The sequence below is a fragment of the Nonomuraea sp. WAC 01424 genome (assembly GCF_003947315.1).
Classification (GTDB): Bacteria; Actinomycetota; Actinomycetes; order Streptosporangiales; family Streptosporangiaceae; genus Nonomuraea; species Nonomuraea spiralis.
Genome location: NZ_QHHZ01000008.1, coordinates 98,232 through 114,028 on the forward strand (window position 1 = coordinate 98,232; position 15,797 = coordinate 114,028).

Annotated in this window: 15 protein-coding genes and 1 tRNA gene; 7 read left to right on the plus strand and 9 right to left on the minus strand. The window is 70.8% G+C overall.

Going from position 1 to position 15,797, the window contains the following annotated elements:
• The first annotated feature begins 16 nt into the window (after positions 1–16).
• From DMB42_RS53365 to DMB42_RS22550, 4 genes are all read left to right on the plus strand, one after another.
• Positions 17–1,198, plus strand: a complete 1,182-nt coding sequence (locus DMB42_RS53365; protein ID WP_185844810.1) for a DUF2510 domain-containing protein — start codon at positions 17–19, stop codon at positions 1,196–1,198.
• A 68-nt stretch (positions 1,199–1,266) separates the two neighbouring features.
• Complete coding sequence (orn, locus tag DMB42_RS22540) at positions 1,267–1,860, plus strand: oligoribonuclease (protein ID WP_125636979.1); 594 nt, start codon at positions 1,267–1,269, stop codon at positions 1,858–1,860.
• 68 nt (positions 1,861–1,928) lie between these two features.
• Positions 1,929–2,004, plus strand: a tRNA-His gene (locus tag DMB42_RS22545).
• A gap of 185 nt (positions 2,005–2,189) precedes the next feature.
• Positions 2,190–2,393, plus strand: a complete 204-nt coding sequence (locus tag DMB42_RS22550) for a LuxR C-terminal-related transcriptional regulator (RefSeq protein WP_260477865.1) — start codon at positions 2,190–2,192, stop codon at positions 2,391–2,393.
• 67 nt (positions 2,394–2,460) lie between these two features.
• Here the strand turns inward: DMB42_RS22550 and DMB42_RS22555 are convergent, their stop codons facing one another.
• Positions 2,461–3,132, minus strand: coding sequence for a pyridoxamine 5'-phosphate oxidase family protein (locus DMB42_RS22555; RefSeq protein WP_125636981.1), 672 nt, complete (start codon positions 3,130–3,132; stop codon positions 2,461–2,463).
• Between the two features lie 116 nt (positions 3,133–3,248).
• On the opposite strand from DMB42_RS22555, the gene DMB42_RS22560 reads away from it, so the two are divergent.
• Positions 3,249–4,475, plus strand: a complete 1,227-nt coding sequence (locus DMB42_RS22560; protein ID WP_125636982.1) for an NAD(P)/FAD-dependent oxidoreductase — start codon at positions 3,249–3,251, stop codon at positions 4,473–4,475.
• Between the two features lie 27 nt (positions 4,476–4,502).
• Here DMB42_RS22560 and lat read toward each other — a convergent pair whose 3' ends face one another.
• From lat to DMB42_RS22580, 4 genes are all read right to left on the minus strand, one after another.
• Positions 4,503–5,771 (minus strand): L-lysine 6-transaminase, encoded by a 1,269-nt coding sequence (gene lat, locus DMB42_RS22565; protein ID WP_125636983.1) that lies wholly within the window; start codon positions 5,769–5,771, stop codon positions 4,503–4,505.
• 84 nt (positions 5,772–5,855) lie between these two features.
• Positions 5,856–6,380: an HdeD family acid-resistance protein gene (locus DMB42_RS22570; protein ID WP_125636984.1), complete on the minus strand. Its 525-nt coding sequence runs from the start codon at positions 6,378–6,380 to the stop codon at positions 5,856–5,858.
• A gap of 58 nt (positions 6,381–6,438) precedes the next feature.
• The gene (locus tag DMB42_RS22575) at positions 6,439–7,086 is read right to left on the minus strand and encodes a hemolysin III family protein (protein WP_125636985.1); all 648 of its coding nucleotides are present in this window, start codon (positions 7,084–7,086) and stop codon (positions 6,439–6,441) included.
• A gap of 47 nt (positions 7,087–7,133) precedes the next feature.
• Entirely contained in the window at positions 7,134–8,666 is a 1,533-nt protein-coding gene (locus DMB42_RS22580) for a penicillin-binding transpeptidase domain-containing protein (RefSeq protein WP_125636986.1), read from the minus strand.
• A 67-nt stretch (positions 8,667–8,733) separates the two neighbouring features.
• On the opposite strand from DMB42_RS22580, the gene DMB42_RS22585 reads away from it, so the two are divergent.
• On the plus strand, positions 8,734–9,537 hold the full coding sequence (locus DMB42_RS22585) for a spermidine synthase (protein ID WP_260477866.1): 804 nt from the start codon (positions 8,734–8,736) through the stop codon (positions 9,535–9,537).
• On the opposite strand, the gene DMB42_RS22590 is transcribed toward DMB42_RS22585, so the two are convergent.
• Together DMB42_RS22590 and DMB42_RS22595 are read right to left on the minus strand one after the other, a co-directional pair.
• Positions 9,534–10,211: a response regulator transcription factor gene (locus tag DMB42_RS22590; protein ID WP_125636988.1), complete on the minus strand. Its 678-nt coding sequence runs from the start codon at positions 10,209–10,211 to the stop codon at positions 9,534–9,536. The two genes, DMB42_RS22585 and DMB42_RS22590, sit on opposite strands and share 4 nt — an antisense overlap.
• Positions 10,204–11,946 (minus strand): ATP-binding protein, encoded by a 1,743-nt coding sequence (locus DMB42_RS22595; RefSeq protein WP_125636989.1) that lies wholly within the window; start codon positions 11,944–11,946, stop codon positions 10,204–10,206. The genes DMB42_RS22590 and DMB42_RS22595 overlap by 8 nt, the downstream gene beginning before the upstream one ends.
• Positions 11,947–12,079: 133 nt before the next feature.
• On the opposite strand from DMB42_RS22595, the gene DMB42_RS22600 reads away from it, so the two are divergent.
• Positions 12,080–13,432, plus strand: coding sequence for a serine hydrolase (locus DMB42_RS22600; RefSeq protein WP_125636990.1), 1,353 nt, complete (start codon positions 12,080–12,082; stop codon positions 13,430–13,432).
• Here the strand turns inward: DMB42_RS22600 and DMB42_RS22605 are convergent.
• Positions 13,427–14,965 (minus strand): amylo-alpha-1,6-glucosidase, encoded by a 1,539-nt coding sequence (locus DMB42_RS22605; RefSeq protein ID WP_125636991.1) that lies wholly within the window; start codon positions 14,963–14,965, stop codon positions 13,427–13,429. The two genes, DMB42_RS22600 and DMB42_RS22605, sit on opposite strands and share 6 nt — an antisense overlap.
• Positions 14,966–15,787 (minus strand): carbohydrate ABC transporter permease, encoded by an 822-nt coding sequence (locus tag DMB42_RS22610; RefSeq protein WP_125636992.1) that lies wholly within the window; start codon positions 15,785–15,787, stop codon positions 14,966–14,968.
• Between the last annotated feature and the right edge of the window lie 10 nt (positions 15,788–15,797).

Genomic DNA, 15,797 nt, shown 5'->3' on the forward strand with positions numbered 1-15,797 from the left:
TACTAATCTGACGGGCATGACCACGCAGACCCCCGCGGGCTGGTACCCCGACCCGTACGGAGAGCCGCAGCTCCGCTGGTGGGACGGCAACCAATGGACGGACGCCACCCACGCGCAGGAGCGGCAGCCGCAGCCGCAGGCCCAGCAGCCGTCCTCCGGGCCACAGTCCGGCCCCGGGCCGCAGCCCCAGTCGTCCCCCGACTGGTCGGCCACCCCGGCGAACCCCACTCTCCAGTACGGCCAGCCCTCCTTCGGACAGCCCGCCTACGGTCAGTCCGCCCCCGACCAGCAGCCCACGCAGGCGCAGCCCGGCTACGGCCCGCAGCCGGGCGGGCAGCCCGGCCCGCAGTCCGGCCCGCAACACGGCCTGCAGTCGGGTCCGCAGTCCGGCCCGTGGGCCGGTGGCCCGCTGCCCGGCCCCGGCTACGCGCCGCCGCCGCCCAAGCAGGGCAACCCGCTGCCGTGGGTGTTCGGCGGGCTGGCCGCACTGGTCGTGGTCGCGCTGATCGTGGTGGCCGGGATCTTCTTCATCAACCGCGGCGGCAGCACGCCGGTGGCCTCGCCCTCCACCGAGGACACCCAGCCGTTCCCGACGGAGGAGCCGCCCTCCAACGAGCCGCCGACCGAGCCGCCGGCGCAGGGCGGCGAGCTGCCGCAGCCGCAGGACGGCCGGATCACCGACCCCAAGACCGGCCTGTCCTACCAGGTGCCCGACGGCTGGAAGGTGCCCGCGTACGGCGACGTCAACGGCTCCGACCCGACGCAGCAGATCTGGACCAGCGGGGTGAACGCCAGCTCGCAGGAGAACTACGAGGGCGAGAAGGACTGGATCGGCAACGCCTACGCGGGCCCGCTGGCCGCCCTGATCCCGTACGCGGGCGCCTCGGGGCTGGAGGAGACGGCGAAGGTGCTGTTCATGCAGTTCAGCACCGAGTTCTACGAGCCGCAGCACACCACCAAGATCATCGAGAACAAGGCCGTGAAGATCGGCGACAATCAGGCGTGGGTGATGCAGTTCCAGCTCGACTTCACCGCCGTGGCGGAGACGAAGGGCTACAAGTGGAAGAAGGAGAACGCCGCGCTCGTGCTCATGGACCGCGGGTCCGGCCAGCGCCCGACGCTGCTGTACGTCTCCGTTCCGGACAATCTGGGCACCGACGTGGTCGGGAAGGTTCTCGGCTCGCTCAAGCCCGCGTAACCGGTGGCACTAGGCTGGTGGGGTAACAAGCGGGCGGATTGCTCCGAGCCGCTGGGCGAGGAGATCGAATGAGTGACGTGCTGGTCTGGATCGACTGCGAGATGACCGGGCTCGACCTTGGGCGTGACGCGCTGGTCGAGGTGGCGTGTGTCATCACCGACAGCGAGCTCAATCAGCTCGACGAAGGCGTGAGCGTGGTCATCAAGCCGCCGCCGGAGTCGCTGGAGCAGATGTCGCAGGTCGTGCACGAGATGCACACCGCCTCGGGCCTGCTGCCCGAGCTGCCGGGCGGGGTCACGCTGGCGGAGGCGGAGTCGCTCGTGCTCGACTACATCCGGCGGCACGTGCCGGAGCCGAAGAAGGCGCCGCTGTGCGGCAACTCGATCGGCACCGACCGCACGTTCATCGCCAGGGACATGCCCGGGGTCGACGCCTGGCTCCACTACCGGATGGTCGACGTCTCCTCGATCAAGGAGCTGGTCCGCCGCTGGTACCCGCGGGTCTACTTCGCCGCGCCCGAGAAGCAGGGCGGACACCGCGCGCTGGCCGACATCACGGAGAGCATCAGGGAGCTGCGTTACTACCGCGCGGCCATCTTCGTGGGCCAGCCGGGCCCCGACTCGGCGACCGCGCGGCAACTCGCCGAACGGGTCAGCGGGTAATTGGATGGCGTAAAGACTCCCGAACCCCGCTACACTTTTCCTGTGCCGTCACGGAGTGGGCGGCCGTGGTGGGTGTAGCTCAGTTGGCAGAGCGCCAGGTTGTGGTCCTGGATGTCGAGGGTTCAAGTCCCTTCACTCACCCCAAGCACACAGCCGGTCCCTCGGGACCGGCTGTTGTCGTTTTCTCCCGGCAACGTCCCCAAATCAGGACAATGCGAGTTATGCTCGCTGTCTACCGCTAACGCCGGAAGCACGGGGGCCATCGGCGATCAGACCGTCTGCGCGCCCCCGGAGGCCGGATGAGAGTCGACGACGCAGCGTTCGATAGCGTGATCACGTCCTTGAGCAAACGCGAGGCCGAGGTCATGGACCTCATCGCCACGGGCCAGTCCAACGGCCAGATCGCCCAGCGCCTGTTCCTCAGCGAGAAGACCGTGAAGAACCACGTCAACCGGATCTACGCCAAGCTGGGCGTCGACTCCCGGGTGACGGCGATCGGGCTGTGGCTCTCGCTCAGGAAGGACGGCTCCTGAGCCGGTCGGGTCCCTTGCCGCGGGGCCCCCACCGTGGCCTGCCCGCGGGTGACGGGGTCCGGCGGGGTCAGCCGGGCTGGATGCGGCGGCCGGTCAGGCGGGTGGGCCTGATCTTCAGGTAGCGCTGGCGCTGCCCGCCGGCCCACGGTTCGACGCCCGTCTGCTCCGCCTCGGCCCGTTCCTCGTCGGACGTGACGTGGTGCAGCGAGCCGTGGACGAGCACGCTCCAGCCGCCCCGCGTCACCTCCTCGATGCGGTCGACCTCGAACGCGACCCCGTACTCGACGTTCTCGACGCCGGTGCTCAGGTCCTGGTCGGTGCTGCCGCCCGCCACGGTGCGGAACACGATCGAGCCCTCGGACATCCGGAAGTTCACCGGCAGCACGGTCAGGCCGTAGCGGCCCTCGAAGGCGATCCGGCCCACTCCCCCGGGCCGGAGCAGGTGCAGGCACTCGTTCTCGTCGAGCACCTCCAGCGTGGCGTGGGCCGCGGCCGGGCCCGTCCCCAGCGGGATCCCGGCCACCTCGCCGAGCAGCTCCTCCACGGTCGTCTCCAGCGCCACGGCCAGGCGGGCCAGGGCCTCGCGCACCGAGATGCCGGACTGGTCCTCCAGGTAGGCGACGTAGCCGACCGCCACGCCCGACCTGTCCGCCAGGTCCTGCCTGCTCAGGTTCAGCGACTCGCGGCGTTCGGCTATCCGGCGGCCCAGACGTTCCATCGTGGTCACTTGCTCAGACATACGTGGTGCCCTACCCCGGATCTCCCCACCTCCCGGTGGTGTATCCGGCAGAAATGGTTTAAGTGATGCCCTGTGTGCCATATGGACCATGGAACGGAATCCGGAGGGACGTGATCATGGTGCAGAGAGCTCGCGTCGTCGTCGTGGGGGCCGGCTTCGCCGGGCTGTCCGCGACACGGGAGCTGGCCAAGGGCGGCGCACTGGTCACGCTTGTGGACCGGAATCCGTACTCGACCTTCCAGCCCCTGCTCTACCAGGTGGCCACGGCGGGGATGGGCACGTCCGACGTCTCCTACCCGATCCGTACGTTCTCCGCGAAGTGGCCGAACGTCCGCGCCCACCGGGCAGCGCTCAGCAAGGTGCACCCCGGCGAGAAGCGGGTGGAGTTCGAGGACGGCTCCGCACTCGACTACGACTACCTGGTGATCGCCACCGGCGTCACCACCAACTGGATCGGCGTGAGCGGCGCCGCGGAGAACGCGCTGCCGATCTACTCGCTGCACGACGCGGCCGACCTGCGGCGACGGCTCCAGCACTACCTGGAGGACACCGCGTCGGGCCGGCGCGAGAGCACCCACGTCGTGATCGTGGGCGGGGGCGCGACCGGCGTGGAGACCGCGGGCACGCTGGCCGAGCTGCGCCGCCGTACGATCCCGCTGACGCATCCCGAGATCCGGCCGGACCAGACGAGCGTCACCCTGGTCGAGCGGTTCGACTACGTGCTGGCGCCGTACAAGTCGCGGCTGCGCGTCGCGCTGGCCGCGGCGCTGCGCAGGAGAGGGGTGCGTATGCGCCTGGGAGCCACGGTGGCGGGCGTGGAGCCGGACGCGGTCGTCCTGGACGACGGGACGCGCCTGCCGAGCGACGTCACCGTCTGGGCCCTCGGCGTGACCGCGCCCAAGCAGGTGGCCGACTGGGGGTTGCCGCAGGGCAAGGGCGGCCGGATCACGCTCACCGAGGCGCTCAACGTGCCCGGCCATCCGGAGATCTTCGTCGCCGGGGACCTGGCCGGGCAGCCGAACGCGCTGCCCCAGCTCGCCCAGCCGGCCATCCAGATGGGCAGGCACGTGGGCCGGCAGATCCTCGCCGCCGCCCACGGACGGCCGCTCAGCGCCTTCTCCTACCGCGACCCGGGGATCATGGCCACCGTCGGCAAGGCGGAGGCCGTGCTCCAGCTCGCGAACGGGCTGACCATGCGCGGCCTGCCCGCCTGGCTGGCCTGGATCTTCGTGCATGTGGCCTACCTGCTGGGCGGGCGCAACCGGGTCAGCGTGCTGCTGAACTTCTTCTGGCGCTACGGCGGCCCGCGCCGTAGCGCCACCAGCATCGCCTCACCGGACTGAGCCGCCGCGCGCAGTAGGCGTGGGCGCTCAGAGCGCGGCGGACAGTGCGTTCAGGCCGTGTTCGAGGTCGGCCTCGGGGATGTTCAGCGCCGGGCGCAGACGTACGGACCGGGGCCCGCAGGGCAGCGCCAGCACGCCGTGCTCCTCCCTGAGCCGGGTCACGAAGCCGTCGCGGGCGGCCTGGTCGGGCAGGTCGAAGGCGCACATCAGGCCCCTGCCGCGCACGCCCGAGACCGTGTCGGGGTGCTCGGCCTCCAGCTTGGTGAGCCGTTCGAGCAGCTCGCCGCCGAGCGTGCCGGCGCGGGCGATCAGGCCCTCGCGCTCGACGATCTCCAGGATGCCGCGGCTGCGGACCATGTCCACCAGGCCGCCGCCCCACGTGGAGTTGATCCGGCCGCTGAGCTGGAAGACGTTGTCGGCCACCAGGTCCACCCTGCGGCCGGCCATGATCCCGCCCACCTGCACCTTCTTGGCGAAGGCCACCACGTCGGGGGCCAGGCCGAGCTGCTGGTAGGCCCAGGGCGTGCCGGTGGTGCCGCCGCCGGTCTGCACCTCGTCCAGGATGAACAGGGCGTCGTGCTCGTGGCACAGGTCCTGCATCGCGCGCAGGAACTCGGCCCGCATGTGGTTGTCGCCGCCCTCGCCCTGGATCGGCTCGGCGATGAAGCAGGCGATGTCGTGCGGGTGGCGTTCGAACGCGGCCCTGGCCTGGGCCAGCGCGCGTTCCTCGGCGGCCTCCACGTCACCGAGGTGGATGGCCGGTACGTCGATGCGCGGCCAGTCGAACTTCGGGAAGCGGTCGGTCTTCCCCGGTTCGGTGTTGGTCAGGCTCAGCGTGTAGCCGCTGCGGCCGTGGAAGGCCCGGGTCAGGTGCATGACCTTGGTGCCCAGGTCGCGGGGACGTCCGGCGGCCTCGTTGCGCCGGCTCTTCCAGTCGAAGGCGGTCTTGAGCGCGTTCTCCACGGCCAGGGCGCCGCCCTCGACGAAGAACAGGTGGGGCAGCTCCGGGTCGCCGAGCACACGGGCGAAGGTGTCGACGAAGTCGGCCAGGTGCTCGGTGTAGATGTCGGGGTTGGCGGGCTTGTTACGCGCCACCTGGCCGAGCAATGCGGCGAAGTCGGGGTCGAAGGGCGGGTTCACACCGAGCGGGGCCGAGGCGAAGAAGGTGTAGAAGTCCAGGTAGCGACGGCCGTTGCGGGCGTCGACCAGCCAGGAGCCGCGGCTGAGTTCGAGATCGAGGACGAGACGGTAACCATCGACGAGCAGGTGGCGGGCAAGGCGGGTGTGTACGTCCATGCCTTCTCCAAGATCGTTGGACAAGCCGGAGGTTCCTCATGAGAAAGACCGGCATATCCGTAAAATTTATGGTAGTCATGCCCTCTAAGTGAAGTTCTTCACACGAAGTGACAGAACAATCATGGCGATTCCGTACAGGATGGCGAAGATGCCGATGAGCCAGACGAGGCTCAGCATTCCGGCGCCGGGCCAGATGAGGAGCAGAATGCCGAAGATGACCGCGAGGATGCCGCCCACGATGAGCATCCATTCGTTGTCGATGACCTTGCGGAGTTGGATTCCGGCCACGATCTCGGAGATGCCGGAGACGATGGCCCAGAAGGCGATGAGGTAGAGCAGGGCGAGCGAGGTGATCCCCGGCCAGACGAAGGCCGCGATACCGGCCAGGATGCTGATGACGCCGGAGAAGATCAGCCAGCCCCGCGACCGCGTCTCGTGCCGGAACGCGGCGAACAGGGCGAAGACGCCGGAGACGATGGCGTACGCGCCGAAGAAGATCACCAGTACCAGCAGCGTGATCCCCGGCCAGATCAACGCCAGCACGCCGAAGATGATCGCGGCGATGCCGCGTACGAGCAGCAGCCACCACGAACGCGAAATTTCCTGCATACTGCTCTGCTTTCCGTGATCCACGCGAAAACAGACCAGCATTGAGTCAAATGTCGGCCTATATGTGGGAGTAGACCACGATCGACACCGCTATGTACTGCACCAGGTACGCGGCCACCGTGAAAGCGTGGAAGACCTCATGGAAGCCGAACCAGCGCGGAGAAGGATCGGGGCGGCGCAGACCGTAGACGACGGCACCGGCCGTGTAGAACACCCCGCCCACCGCCACGAGCACGACGGCGGCCACCCCCGCGCCCTGGAGCAGCTGCGGCATCACGAAGATCGCGGTCCAGCCCAGCGCCAGATACAGGACGGTGTAGAGCCAGCGCGGCGCACCCATCCAGAACACCCGGAACAGCACCCCGGACAGCGCGCCGCCCCAGACGACGGAGAGCACGGCGATCCTGGCCGCGCCGTCGAGGGCCAGCAGCGCGAACGGCGTGTAGGTGCCGGCGATGATCAGATAGATGTTGGCGTGGTCGAACCGGCGCAACACCTCGGCCAGGCGCGGCCCCAGCGTGCCCCGATGGTAGGTGGCCGAGATGCCGAACAGCAGCCCCGAGGTGATGGCGTAGACGCTGGCCGCCAGCCGGGCCTGAAGGGTCGGGCCGAGCGCCACGAGCACGAACCCGGCCACCAGCGTCACGGGCAGCGCCCCGGTGTGCAACCAGCCACGTAGCCTCGGCTTCACGGTGATGGTCGTCATGTAACCTACGGTACCGTAGGTTACGGATTGAGCCAGAGTGCGCCTGGTCACAGTCCGTTCAGGAAACGCACCGCGATCGGCACCGCGGCCGAGCGGCCCGATCCCCCGTTCCGGACGAACACGCAGAAGGCCAGGTCGTCGCGGTAGCCGATGAACCAGCCGTGCGACGTCCGCCCCTCCACCTCGGCGGTCCCCGTCTTGCCCGCCACACCCGCCGGCAGCCCCGACCCGCTCGCCGTACCGTGGTCCACGACCGCGGCCATCATCTCCCGCAGCGCGCCGACGACCCCCTCCTCCAGCCGCACGTCCGGGAACGGCTCACCGTCCACGCGGCGTACGTCCTCCTTCGACAGCAGGCGCGGCGAGCGCCAGGTGCCGTTCTGCACGGCGGCGGCCACGGTCGCCATGCAGAGCGGGGTGGCCACCACCGTGCCCTGGCCGATGACGTTCAGGGAGAACATGTCGGTGTTGTCGGTCTGCTGGATCGAACCGCACCTGCCTCCCACACCGGTCGCCATCGGCCGGTCGAACCCCCACCGCGCGGCCGTCCTGCGCAGGTCCTCCATCGTCAGCCTGGTCGTCGCCTGCTCGACGAACGTGGTGTTGCAGGAGTAGGCGAAGGCGTCGGCGAAGGTGACGGTACCGCGCTCCGCGTCGCCGTCGTTGCTGATCAGCGCCGAGAACGGCGGCGCGTACGAGGCCGGGCACCCCACCTCGTCGGACGGGCTCATCCCCTTCTCCAGCAGCGCGGCCGCCACGATCGTCTTGAACGTGGAACCGGGCGGGAAGGCGTCGCGCACCGCGCTGAAGTTGTCCTCCAGCCGGTCGGCCAGGGCCAGGATCTCGCCCGTGCTCGGCCGGACGACCACGATCGAGGAGTTCGCCACGCCGTCCAGCGCCCGCGCGGCGGCGGCCTGGACCTGGCGCGACAGCGTGGTGCGCTCGACGTTCGCCTTCGGCAGGCGGGTCAGCAGCGCCTTGTCGGGTTGGCCCGGCGACTTCGACACCAGCTCCAGCCCGTGGTTGGCCGCGGCGAACTCGGGTTTGAGCGGGTTGAGGTAGGCGTCGGCGTAACTGTCGTTGGGGATCTTGTCGCCCTCGCTGGTGACCAGCTCGGCCGCCGACGCCTCGACCTCCTCCAGCTCCAGCGTGCCGCCGTCCTTGAGCAGCGGGTGGAGCGTCTCGGGCGTCCACAACACCCGCCACGCCCGGTCCCGTACGCCCAGCCGCAGCAGGCTGTCGAACGGCCACGGCCCGAGGTCCGTCAGCTCGCGCACGCCCGAGAAGCGCACCTCGGCCGACTCCTCCCCCGTGCTCCGCACCGGTCCCGGTGTGAGCTCGATCGACTTGACGTGCAGTTCCTCCGACAACGACCGGTGGCGGTCGTAGAAGTCGGCGGGCGGCCGGTCGACCAGCAGGGCCATGCCCGCCACGTCCCCCTTGCGCCAGGCGTCGAAGTACCCGGCGGCCGTCTGCGCGGCGCTGCCCTTGACGTGGTCGGCGGCCAGAAAGGCGAACAGTCCCGCGCCTGATATCGCGACAATCGCGATGACGAGCACAATCAGCCTTCGGCGTCGCATACGGTTCTCCCAGGGAGGGATCAGCGTGGCACGTGGACAGCGGGAACCGATGCCTGGCCTTTATCCGGTGACGTTCGGCGAGGTCGAACTTCTCCGGGACCTGGACAGGCAGGACGGCTGGGTGCTGTCCAAGGATGGCGTACCGCAGTCGTACGTTGACCTACAAGACCCGACATTTCTGGATTTCGAGTACGTCCGGCTCATGGCGGACGTCATCGACCTGCTCCGCGAAGGGCCGCTGAGCTGCGTCCACGTCGGCGGCGGCGCGTGCACGATCCCCCGCTACCTCGCCGCCACCCGCCCCGGCTCCCGGCACATCGTGATCGAGCCGGACGGCCTGCTGGTGAACCTGGTACGCGAGCAGCTCGACCTGCGCTCGGTCCCCCGGCTGAAGGTCATCGTGGCCGGCGGCCGCGAGGGCACGGCCAAGGTGTGGGACGCCTCGGCCGACCTGGTCGTGCTCGACGCGTTCACGGGCGCCACGATGCCGGTTGAGCTGGCCACCGCGGAGTACATGGGCGACCTGGCACGGGTGCTGGCCCCGGACGGCACGCTGCTGATCAACCTGGCCGACGGCAAGGGCCTGGCCTTCGCCAAGCGGCTGCTGGCCACGGTGTGCGACGCGTTCCGGCACGTGGCGCTGATGGCCGAGCCCGGGGTCATGCGGGGCCGCCGGTTCGGCAACCTGATCGTCGCGGCCTCGCGTACGGAGCTGCCGCTCGACCCGCTGACCCGGCGCGCGGCCGGCGGCCTCACCCAGGCGCGCTGCGTGCACGGCGAGGCGCTGAAGAACTTCATCGGCGGCGCGTACCCCATCAAGGACGGCGACCCCGTCCTCGCCCCGGTCCCGCCGCCCGCCGTCTTCGGCTAGCGGTCGGACGGCCCCAGGTAGGCGAGGACGGCGGCCACCCTTCTGTGCACGTCGCCGCTGTTCTCCAGCCCGAGCTTGGTGAAGATCGCGTTCACGTTCTTCTCGACGGACGAGATCGACAGGTGCAGGGCGCGGGCGATGCCGGCGTTGGAGCGGCCGTGGGCCATCTCGCGCAGCACGTCCCGTTCCCTGGGGGTCAGCGAGTCCCCCTGGCCGCGTACCTCGCGCCTGGCCAGCAGGCCCTCGACCACCTGGGGGTCGATGACCGAGCCGCCCCCGGCGACCGCCCTGATCGCGCCGAGCAGCTCTTCGAGGTCGCCCACGCGGTCCTTCAGCAGGTACGCGAACCCGGCCGTCCCGTGCTTGAACAGCTCGAAGGCGAACAGCGCGTCCGAGAACTGCGACAACACCACCACGCCGATCCCGGGATGGCCGGACCTGACGCGGTGAGCCGCGTCGATGCCTTCGAAGCCCTGCCGCCACTCGCCTCCCGGCATGCGGATGTCGGTGATCACGACCTGCGGCCCCAGCCGGCGTACGGCGTCCAGCAGCTCGTCGGCGTCGCCGACCGCGCCGACGACCCTCACCTCGCCCGACAGCTCCAGGAGCTGCCTGGTGCCCTCGCGTACCAGGTAGTGGTCGTCGGCCACGACCGCGCGGATCGGCTCAGGCATCGGCGGGCACCCAGGCGTGCATGCGTGTCCCCTTTCCGGGCTCGCTGTCGAGTTCCAGGCCGCCGCCCAGCGCGTCGAGGCGGTCGGCGAGCGTGGCCAGGCCCCGGCGGCCGGTGGTGTCCGGGGTGAAGCCCGCGCCGTCGTCGGCGACCGTGGCCCGTACGCGGCCGGGGGCCAGGGTCAGTCTTACCTCGATCCGGGTGGCGGCGGCGTGCTTGAGCGCGTTCGCGACGGCCTCGCTGACGGTGAAGTACATCGCGCCCTCGATCTCGTCCGTGAAGCGGCGGGCCCGCAGCCCGGGGTCGGAGACGACCTTCGTGGGCACGGGCAGTCCCGAGCAGCGTTCCTCGACGGCCTCCACCAGGCCGCCCTGGCTGAGCGCCGACGGGTGGATGCCGGCGGCCAGTTCGCGCAGGTCGGCGAGGGTCTGGCGGGCCTGTTCGCGCAGGCGGCCCAGCGTCTCGGGACCGGCGCCGGCGACGCGGGCCAGCTCCAGGCCGGCGATGAGGGCGACGAGCTGCTGCTGCACGCCGTCGTGGATGTTGCGTTCGATCCGCCGCCGCTCGGCCTCCTGGGCGTTGACCAGGCGGGCCACCAGCCCGGCGCTCTGGATCGCGAGACCGGCGGGCACGGCCAGCGCCTCCAGGACCCGCCGGTCCTCGCGGTCGTACCGGCCGGCCCTGCGCGGGCCGAGTTCGATGTGGCCGAGGCCGCCGCGTACCGGCACGGTGAGCGCCGCCCGGCCCTCCTCCTCGCCCGCGGCCACCCGGGTGCCGTCGGCCAGCGCCACGGCCGCCCACCGGGCCTCCAGCCCGTCGCGTACGGCCGCGGCGAGACGGCCGAGCTGCTCGACCGGCTCGGGCGTGGCCGCGAGGGCGGTACTCAGCCCGGACAGCACCTCGTCCACGGTGGGCCGGACGTCGAAGATCAAGTGCAGGCGGGAGCCCCGCAGGCCGAACCGGATGTCGAGCAGCCGGTGCCGGACGATCCCCGCCAGGACGGCGGCCGGCAGCGGCGTCATCACCGCGAAGATGCCGATCAGCGCGGCGCCCCACAGCCGCGCGCTCAGCACGTACAGGAGCAGCACGCCCGCGGAGAGCTGGACGGTGGTGCCGGCGACCATCCAGGCGTACTGGCCGCGTTCGGCCGGCTCGCTGCGCCGCCAGCGCACCACGAGCCCGGCCAGGACGACGACGGCGGTCAGGAAGACGAGGAGCTGGCCCAGCGCGCTGACCAGGGACGCCCAGATCAAGGCGGTGGACGGCTCGGCGGGCAGCTGTCCCGGCCGGGCGGGGTCGGTCACGAACAGCCCGAATCCCACCGTGTGCATGGCGATCGCGATCCCGCCGATCCAGGCCACGGGCCGCCAGCGGCGGGACGGCAGGCGGCCGTCGGGGAAGAGCAGCGGGACGAAGATCCAGGTCAGGCCGTAGTACATGGCGTAGAGCGCGGACATCCAGACGACGACCGGCCCGGTGTAGTGGAACCTGATGGCCAGGCCGGTGCCCAGCGAGCCGAGGCCGAGGCAGGCCGCGGCGGCCAGGAACAGCCAGCCGTAGCGCAGGTCGGGGCGGCGGACGACGAGCAGCCAGCCCAGCGCGGGCAGCACCACGCCGAGGACGGCGTAGGCCCAATCCTGCGGCGCGGTGCCCATCCGGGACTCCGACAGCGCGCCCGCGAGGGTGCCTCCGGCCCCGATGGTCGCCAGCGATCCGGCGAGCAGCCTGGAACTCATAGACCACCATCGTCCGGAGGAACAGAAAGGGCGTCAATGAGGTTATCCGCACATTTCATACGGCTACCCTCACCTGCGAGAACGGTGGCCCGTATGGTGGGCGCGGGTCCGGCGCGCGTTGTTGGCTGGGGTCATGTCTCACCACAGGTTCCCCGTTCTGGCGACGGCCGTCCTGGCCGCGGCGGTGACCGCCTGCGCGACGCAGCCCGTCCCCGCCCGCGCGACGGTCTCGGCCGCCCCCACGTCCACCCCCGCCGCCCGCGCGGCGGTGGAGATCCCCGACACCCCCGCGGGCAGGCAGCTGACCTGGCTGCTGGACGCGGTCAACCGGCTGCCCGTCGGCGACGCCGAGCTGGCCGGGCACTTCGCGCCCACCTTCCTCGAACACATCCCTCCGGCGCAGCTCAACCAGGCGCTGGCCGGGTTCGGCGGCATGCGGCTGGACCGGCTGGACCAGGCCCAGGAGCGGTCGTTGTCGGCCACCGTCGCGGCGGGCGGCAAGGCGTTCACCCTCGCGCTCGGCGTGGACGGGACCGGCAAGGTCGACTACATCCAGTTCACCGCCGTGGCACCGGCGAGCTGGTCGGAGCTGGACCGGCGGTTGCGTCAGGCCGCGCCGCGGGCCGGCTTCCTGGCCGCCGAGGTGACCGGCGACGGCCGCTGCCGCCCGGTCCACGCGGTGGCCGGCGAGAAGAGTTTCCCGCTGGGCTCGATGTTCAAGCTGTACGTGCTGGGCGCGGTGGCCGAGCGGGTCAGGAGCGGCGCGTTCGGCTGGGACACCAAGCTCACGATCAGGCCCGAGCTGAAGAGCCTGCCGAGCGGCGAGCTTCAGGACCGTCCCGACAACAGCGAGGTGACGGTGCTGGAGGCGGCCCGGCTGATGATCTCGATCAGCGACAACACCGCCGCCGACCTGCTGATCGACAAGGCCGGCCGCCGGACGGTCGAGCGGGTCATGCGCTCGTGGGGCGGCGACCGGCGCAACGTGCCGTTCCTGACGACCAGGGAGCTGTTCGTGCTCAAGGGCGCCGGCTACCCCCGGCACGCCGAGCGGTACCTTTCGCTCGGCACGTCCGCCCGCCGCGCCTACCTGGACAAGGTGGTCGGCAAGGTGCCGCTGTCGAAGGTGCGGCCCTGGAGCGAGCCGCGCGACCTGGACAGCCTGGAGTGGTTCGCGACGCCCGTCCAGGTCTGCCGGGCCTACAGCGGGCTGGCCGGGCTGAAGGATGCCCGCGTCGGCGAGATCCTCTCGATCGCCGACGCGGGGCTGCGGCTGGACAAGGCGCAGTGGCCCCTGGTGTGGCACAAGGGCGGCTCGGAGCCCGGCCTGCTGGCCATGAGCTTCCTCGCCCGCACGGCCGGGGGCCGGACGTACGTGGTGTCCACGTCGGCCGTGAACCCGTCCGCGCCCTTCGACCAGGGGCCCGTCGCCCAGGAGTTGCTGGCGCTGACGCGGGGGGCGTTCGCGCTGGTCAAGAACTCATAGGGCGGCGTGGGCGAGGTCGATGAACAGCGCCGAGGACCAGCCGAAGCCGCTCGTGGCCCGGCCCGCCCGCCGCCCCGTGAGGGGGTTCCAGTACTCGTAGAGGCCGCCGCCGTCGCGCACCATGGCCAGGGTGCGCGCGGCGAGCTCACCGGCGACCTCGGGGTGGCCCGAGCGGCGCAGGCCGTCGATCAGCAGGTAGTTGACGTTGAGCCAGACCGGGCCGCGCCACATGGCGTCGGGGTCGAAGCGCGGGTCGTCGAAGGCCACCGTGGGGACCGGGCGTTCGGCCCAGAAGGCGGGCGAGGTCAGGTCCTGGACCAGCCGGTCGGCGATCTCGGCCGGGAGGCGGCCGGTGAGCAGCGGCATGAGGTCGAGCGGGGTGCGCACGTCGGCCTCGCCCGCTCCGGCGACCTTGGTGACGAAGCGGTGGCCGTTCCAGCGGCGTTCGACCATGCGGTCCACGAGCGCCTGCTCCCTGGCCCGCCATTCGCCGTCGTCCGCGCCGAGGGCGGCGGCGATGTCGCCCAGGCGGTCGTACTGGAGCGCCAGGTAGGAGTTCAGGTCCGGGGGCTCGGCGCGGGGGCCGTGGTCCCAGATGGGGCTGTCGTCCAGCCCGGACGAGTACGGGTGCAGGTACTCGGCCAGCCCGTCGCCGTCGGGGTCGGAGTGGGTGAACCACCACTCCTGCGACCGGACCAGCGGCTCGTAGACCTCGGCCAGGAAGGCGGGGTCCGGGTCCACCTCGTGGATCTTCCACACGGCCCACGCGGTGAGCGGCGGCTTGGTCACGGGTACGACGTGCCGGATCGGCTCGCCGCCGACGTGCTGGGCGAGCCTGGCCAGGTCGGAGCGGGGCAGGTCGGTGGTCTCCGCGAGCACGCCGTGGTCGTGCACGACGTCGGGGATCAGGCCGTCGGGGCGCTGGTTGTCGAGCAGGATGCGGATCTGCTCCCTGGCCAGGTCGGGGTCGGCGTGCCGGAGGGCGATGGCGTGGAAGTAGGAGTCCCAGTTCCACAGGCCGACGTATCCGTACTTGGACGGGATGAGGGATTCCCGACCCTGGATGTCCACCAGGTTGACCGCGAGCGTCCACCACGCCTGCTCGGCGCGTTCGCGCAGTTCGGCGGGTACGGCGGGCATCCTGGCGAACCAGGCGGCCCAGCGTTCGGCGGCCTGTGCCAGCACCTTGGCGCCGTCCAGGAGGGCCGGTTCGCCGGCGAGCGTGACGCAGCCGTCGACGGACGCCTCGCCGCCGTCCCAGACGGCCCGGACGCCCTCGCCGATCGCGACGAGGGTGTCCGGGTCGGCGAAGGCGAGGGTGACGTCCCCGTCGAACTCGACCCGGTCCGGCAGCGCCCGGCGTACCCGCAGTTCGCGGGCGCCGGCGTAGAAGCGCAGGCCGGTGCGGACGGTCGTGTCGTCGAGCCGCGTCTCGTAGAGCGCGCGGGCGACGCGCAGCGAGCCGTCGTCGGCCGCCATGACGAGCAGCCGCGAGCCGCGTTCGGTGAAGGGACGTTCTCGCAGGTCCAGCACTTACTTTCCTCCAAGGCCCGAGGCGGCCATCGAGTTGATGATCTTCCGCTGGCCGATCAGGAACGCGATCAGCGTCGGCACCACGGCGATGGCCGAGGCCGCCAGGATCTGCCCGTAGTCGGTCGCGCCGTGCTGCTGGGCGAACTGGCTGAGCAGCAGCGGGACGGTGAACAGCTCCGGCGTGTTCAGGAAGATCAGCGGGAACAGGAACGAGTTCCAGGACGCCAGGAACACGATGATGCCGAGCGCGCCGAGCCCTGGCCGGATGTTGGGCAGGACGATGCTCCAGAAGCACCGCCACCGGCCCGCGCCGTCGATCCTGGCCGCCTCCTCCAGCTCGATCGGCACCGCCCTGATGAACTGGCGCAGCAGGAACACCGCGAACGGGTTCGCCACGGACGGGATGATCAGCGACAGGTGCGAGTCGATCCAGCCGAACTTGGCCAGCATCAGGTAGAGCGGCACGATGGTCACCTGCGCGGGCACCATCTGCGTGGCCAGGAACACCACGAACAGCACGCCCGACCCCCTGAACCTGATCCGGGCGAAGGCGTAGGCGGCCATGGCCGAGGTGAGCAGGGTGAGCGCCACGTTCAGCGCGGCGATGTAGAAGCTGTTCCAGTACGCCAGCCCGAACGGCATGGTCGACAGCGCGTCGGGATAGTTCTGCCAGATCCAGGGGGTCGGCAGCCACGCGGTCGGATCGTTGATCATCTGCCGCACGCCCTTGGCGGAGGTGAGCAACATCCACACGAAGGGGAACAACATCAGCAGCCCGCCGACCGTGAGCGCGGCGTGCAGACCGATCTGCCGTGATCTCATGCGTACCGCC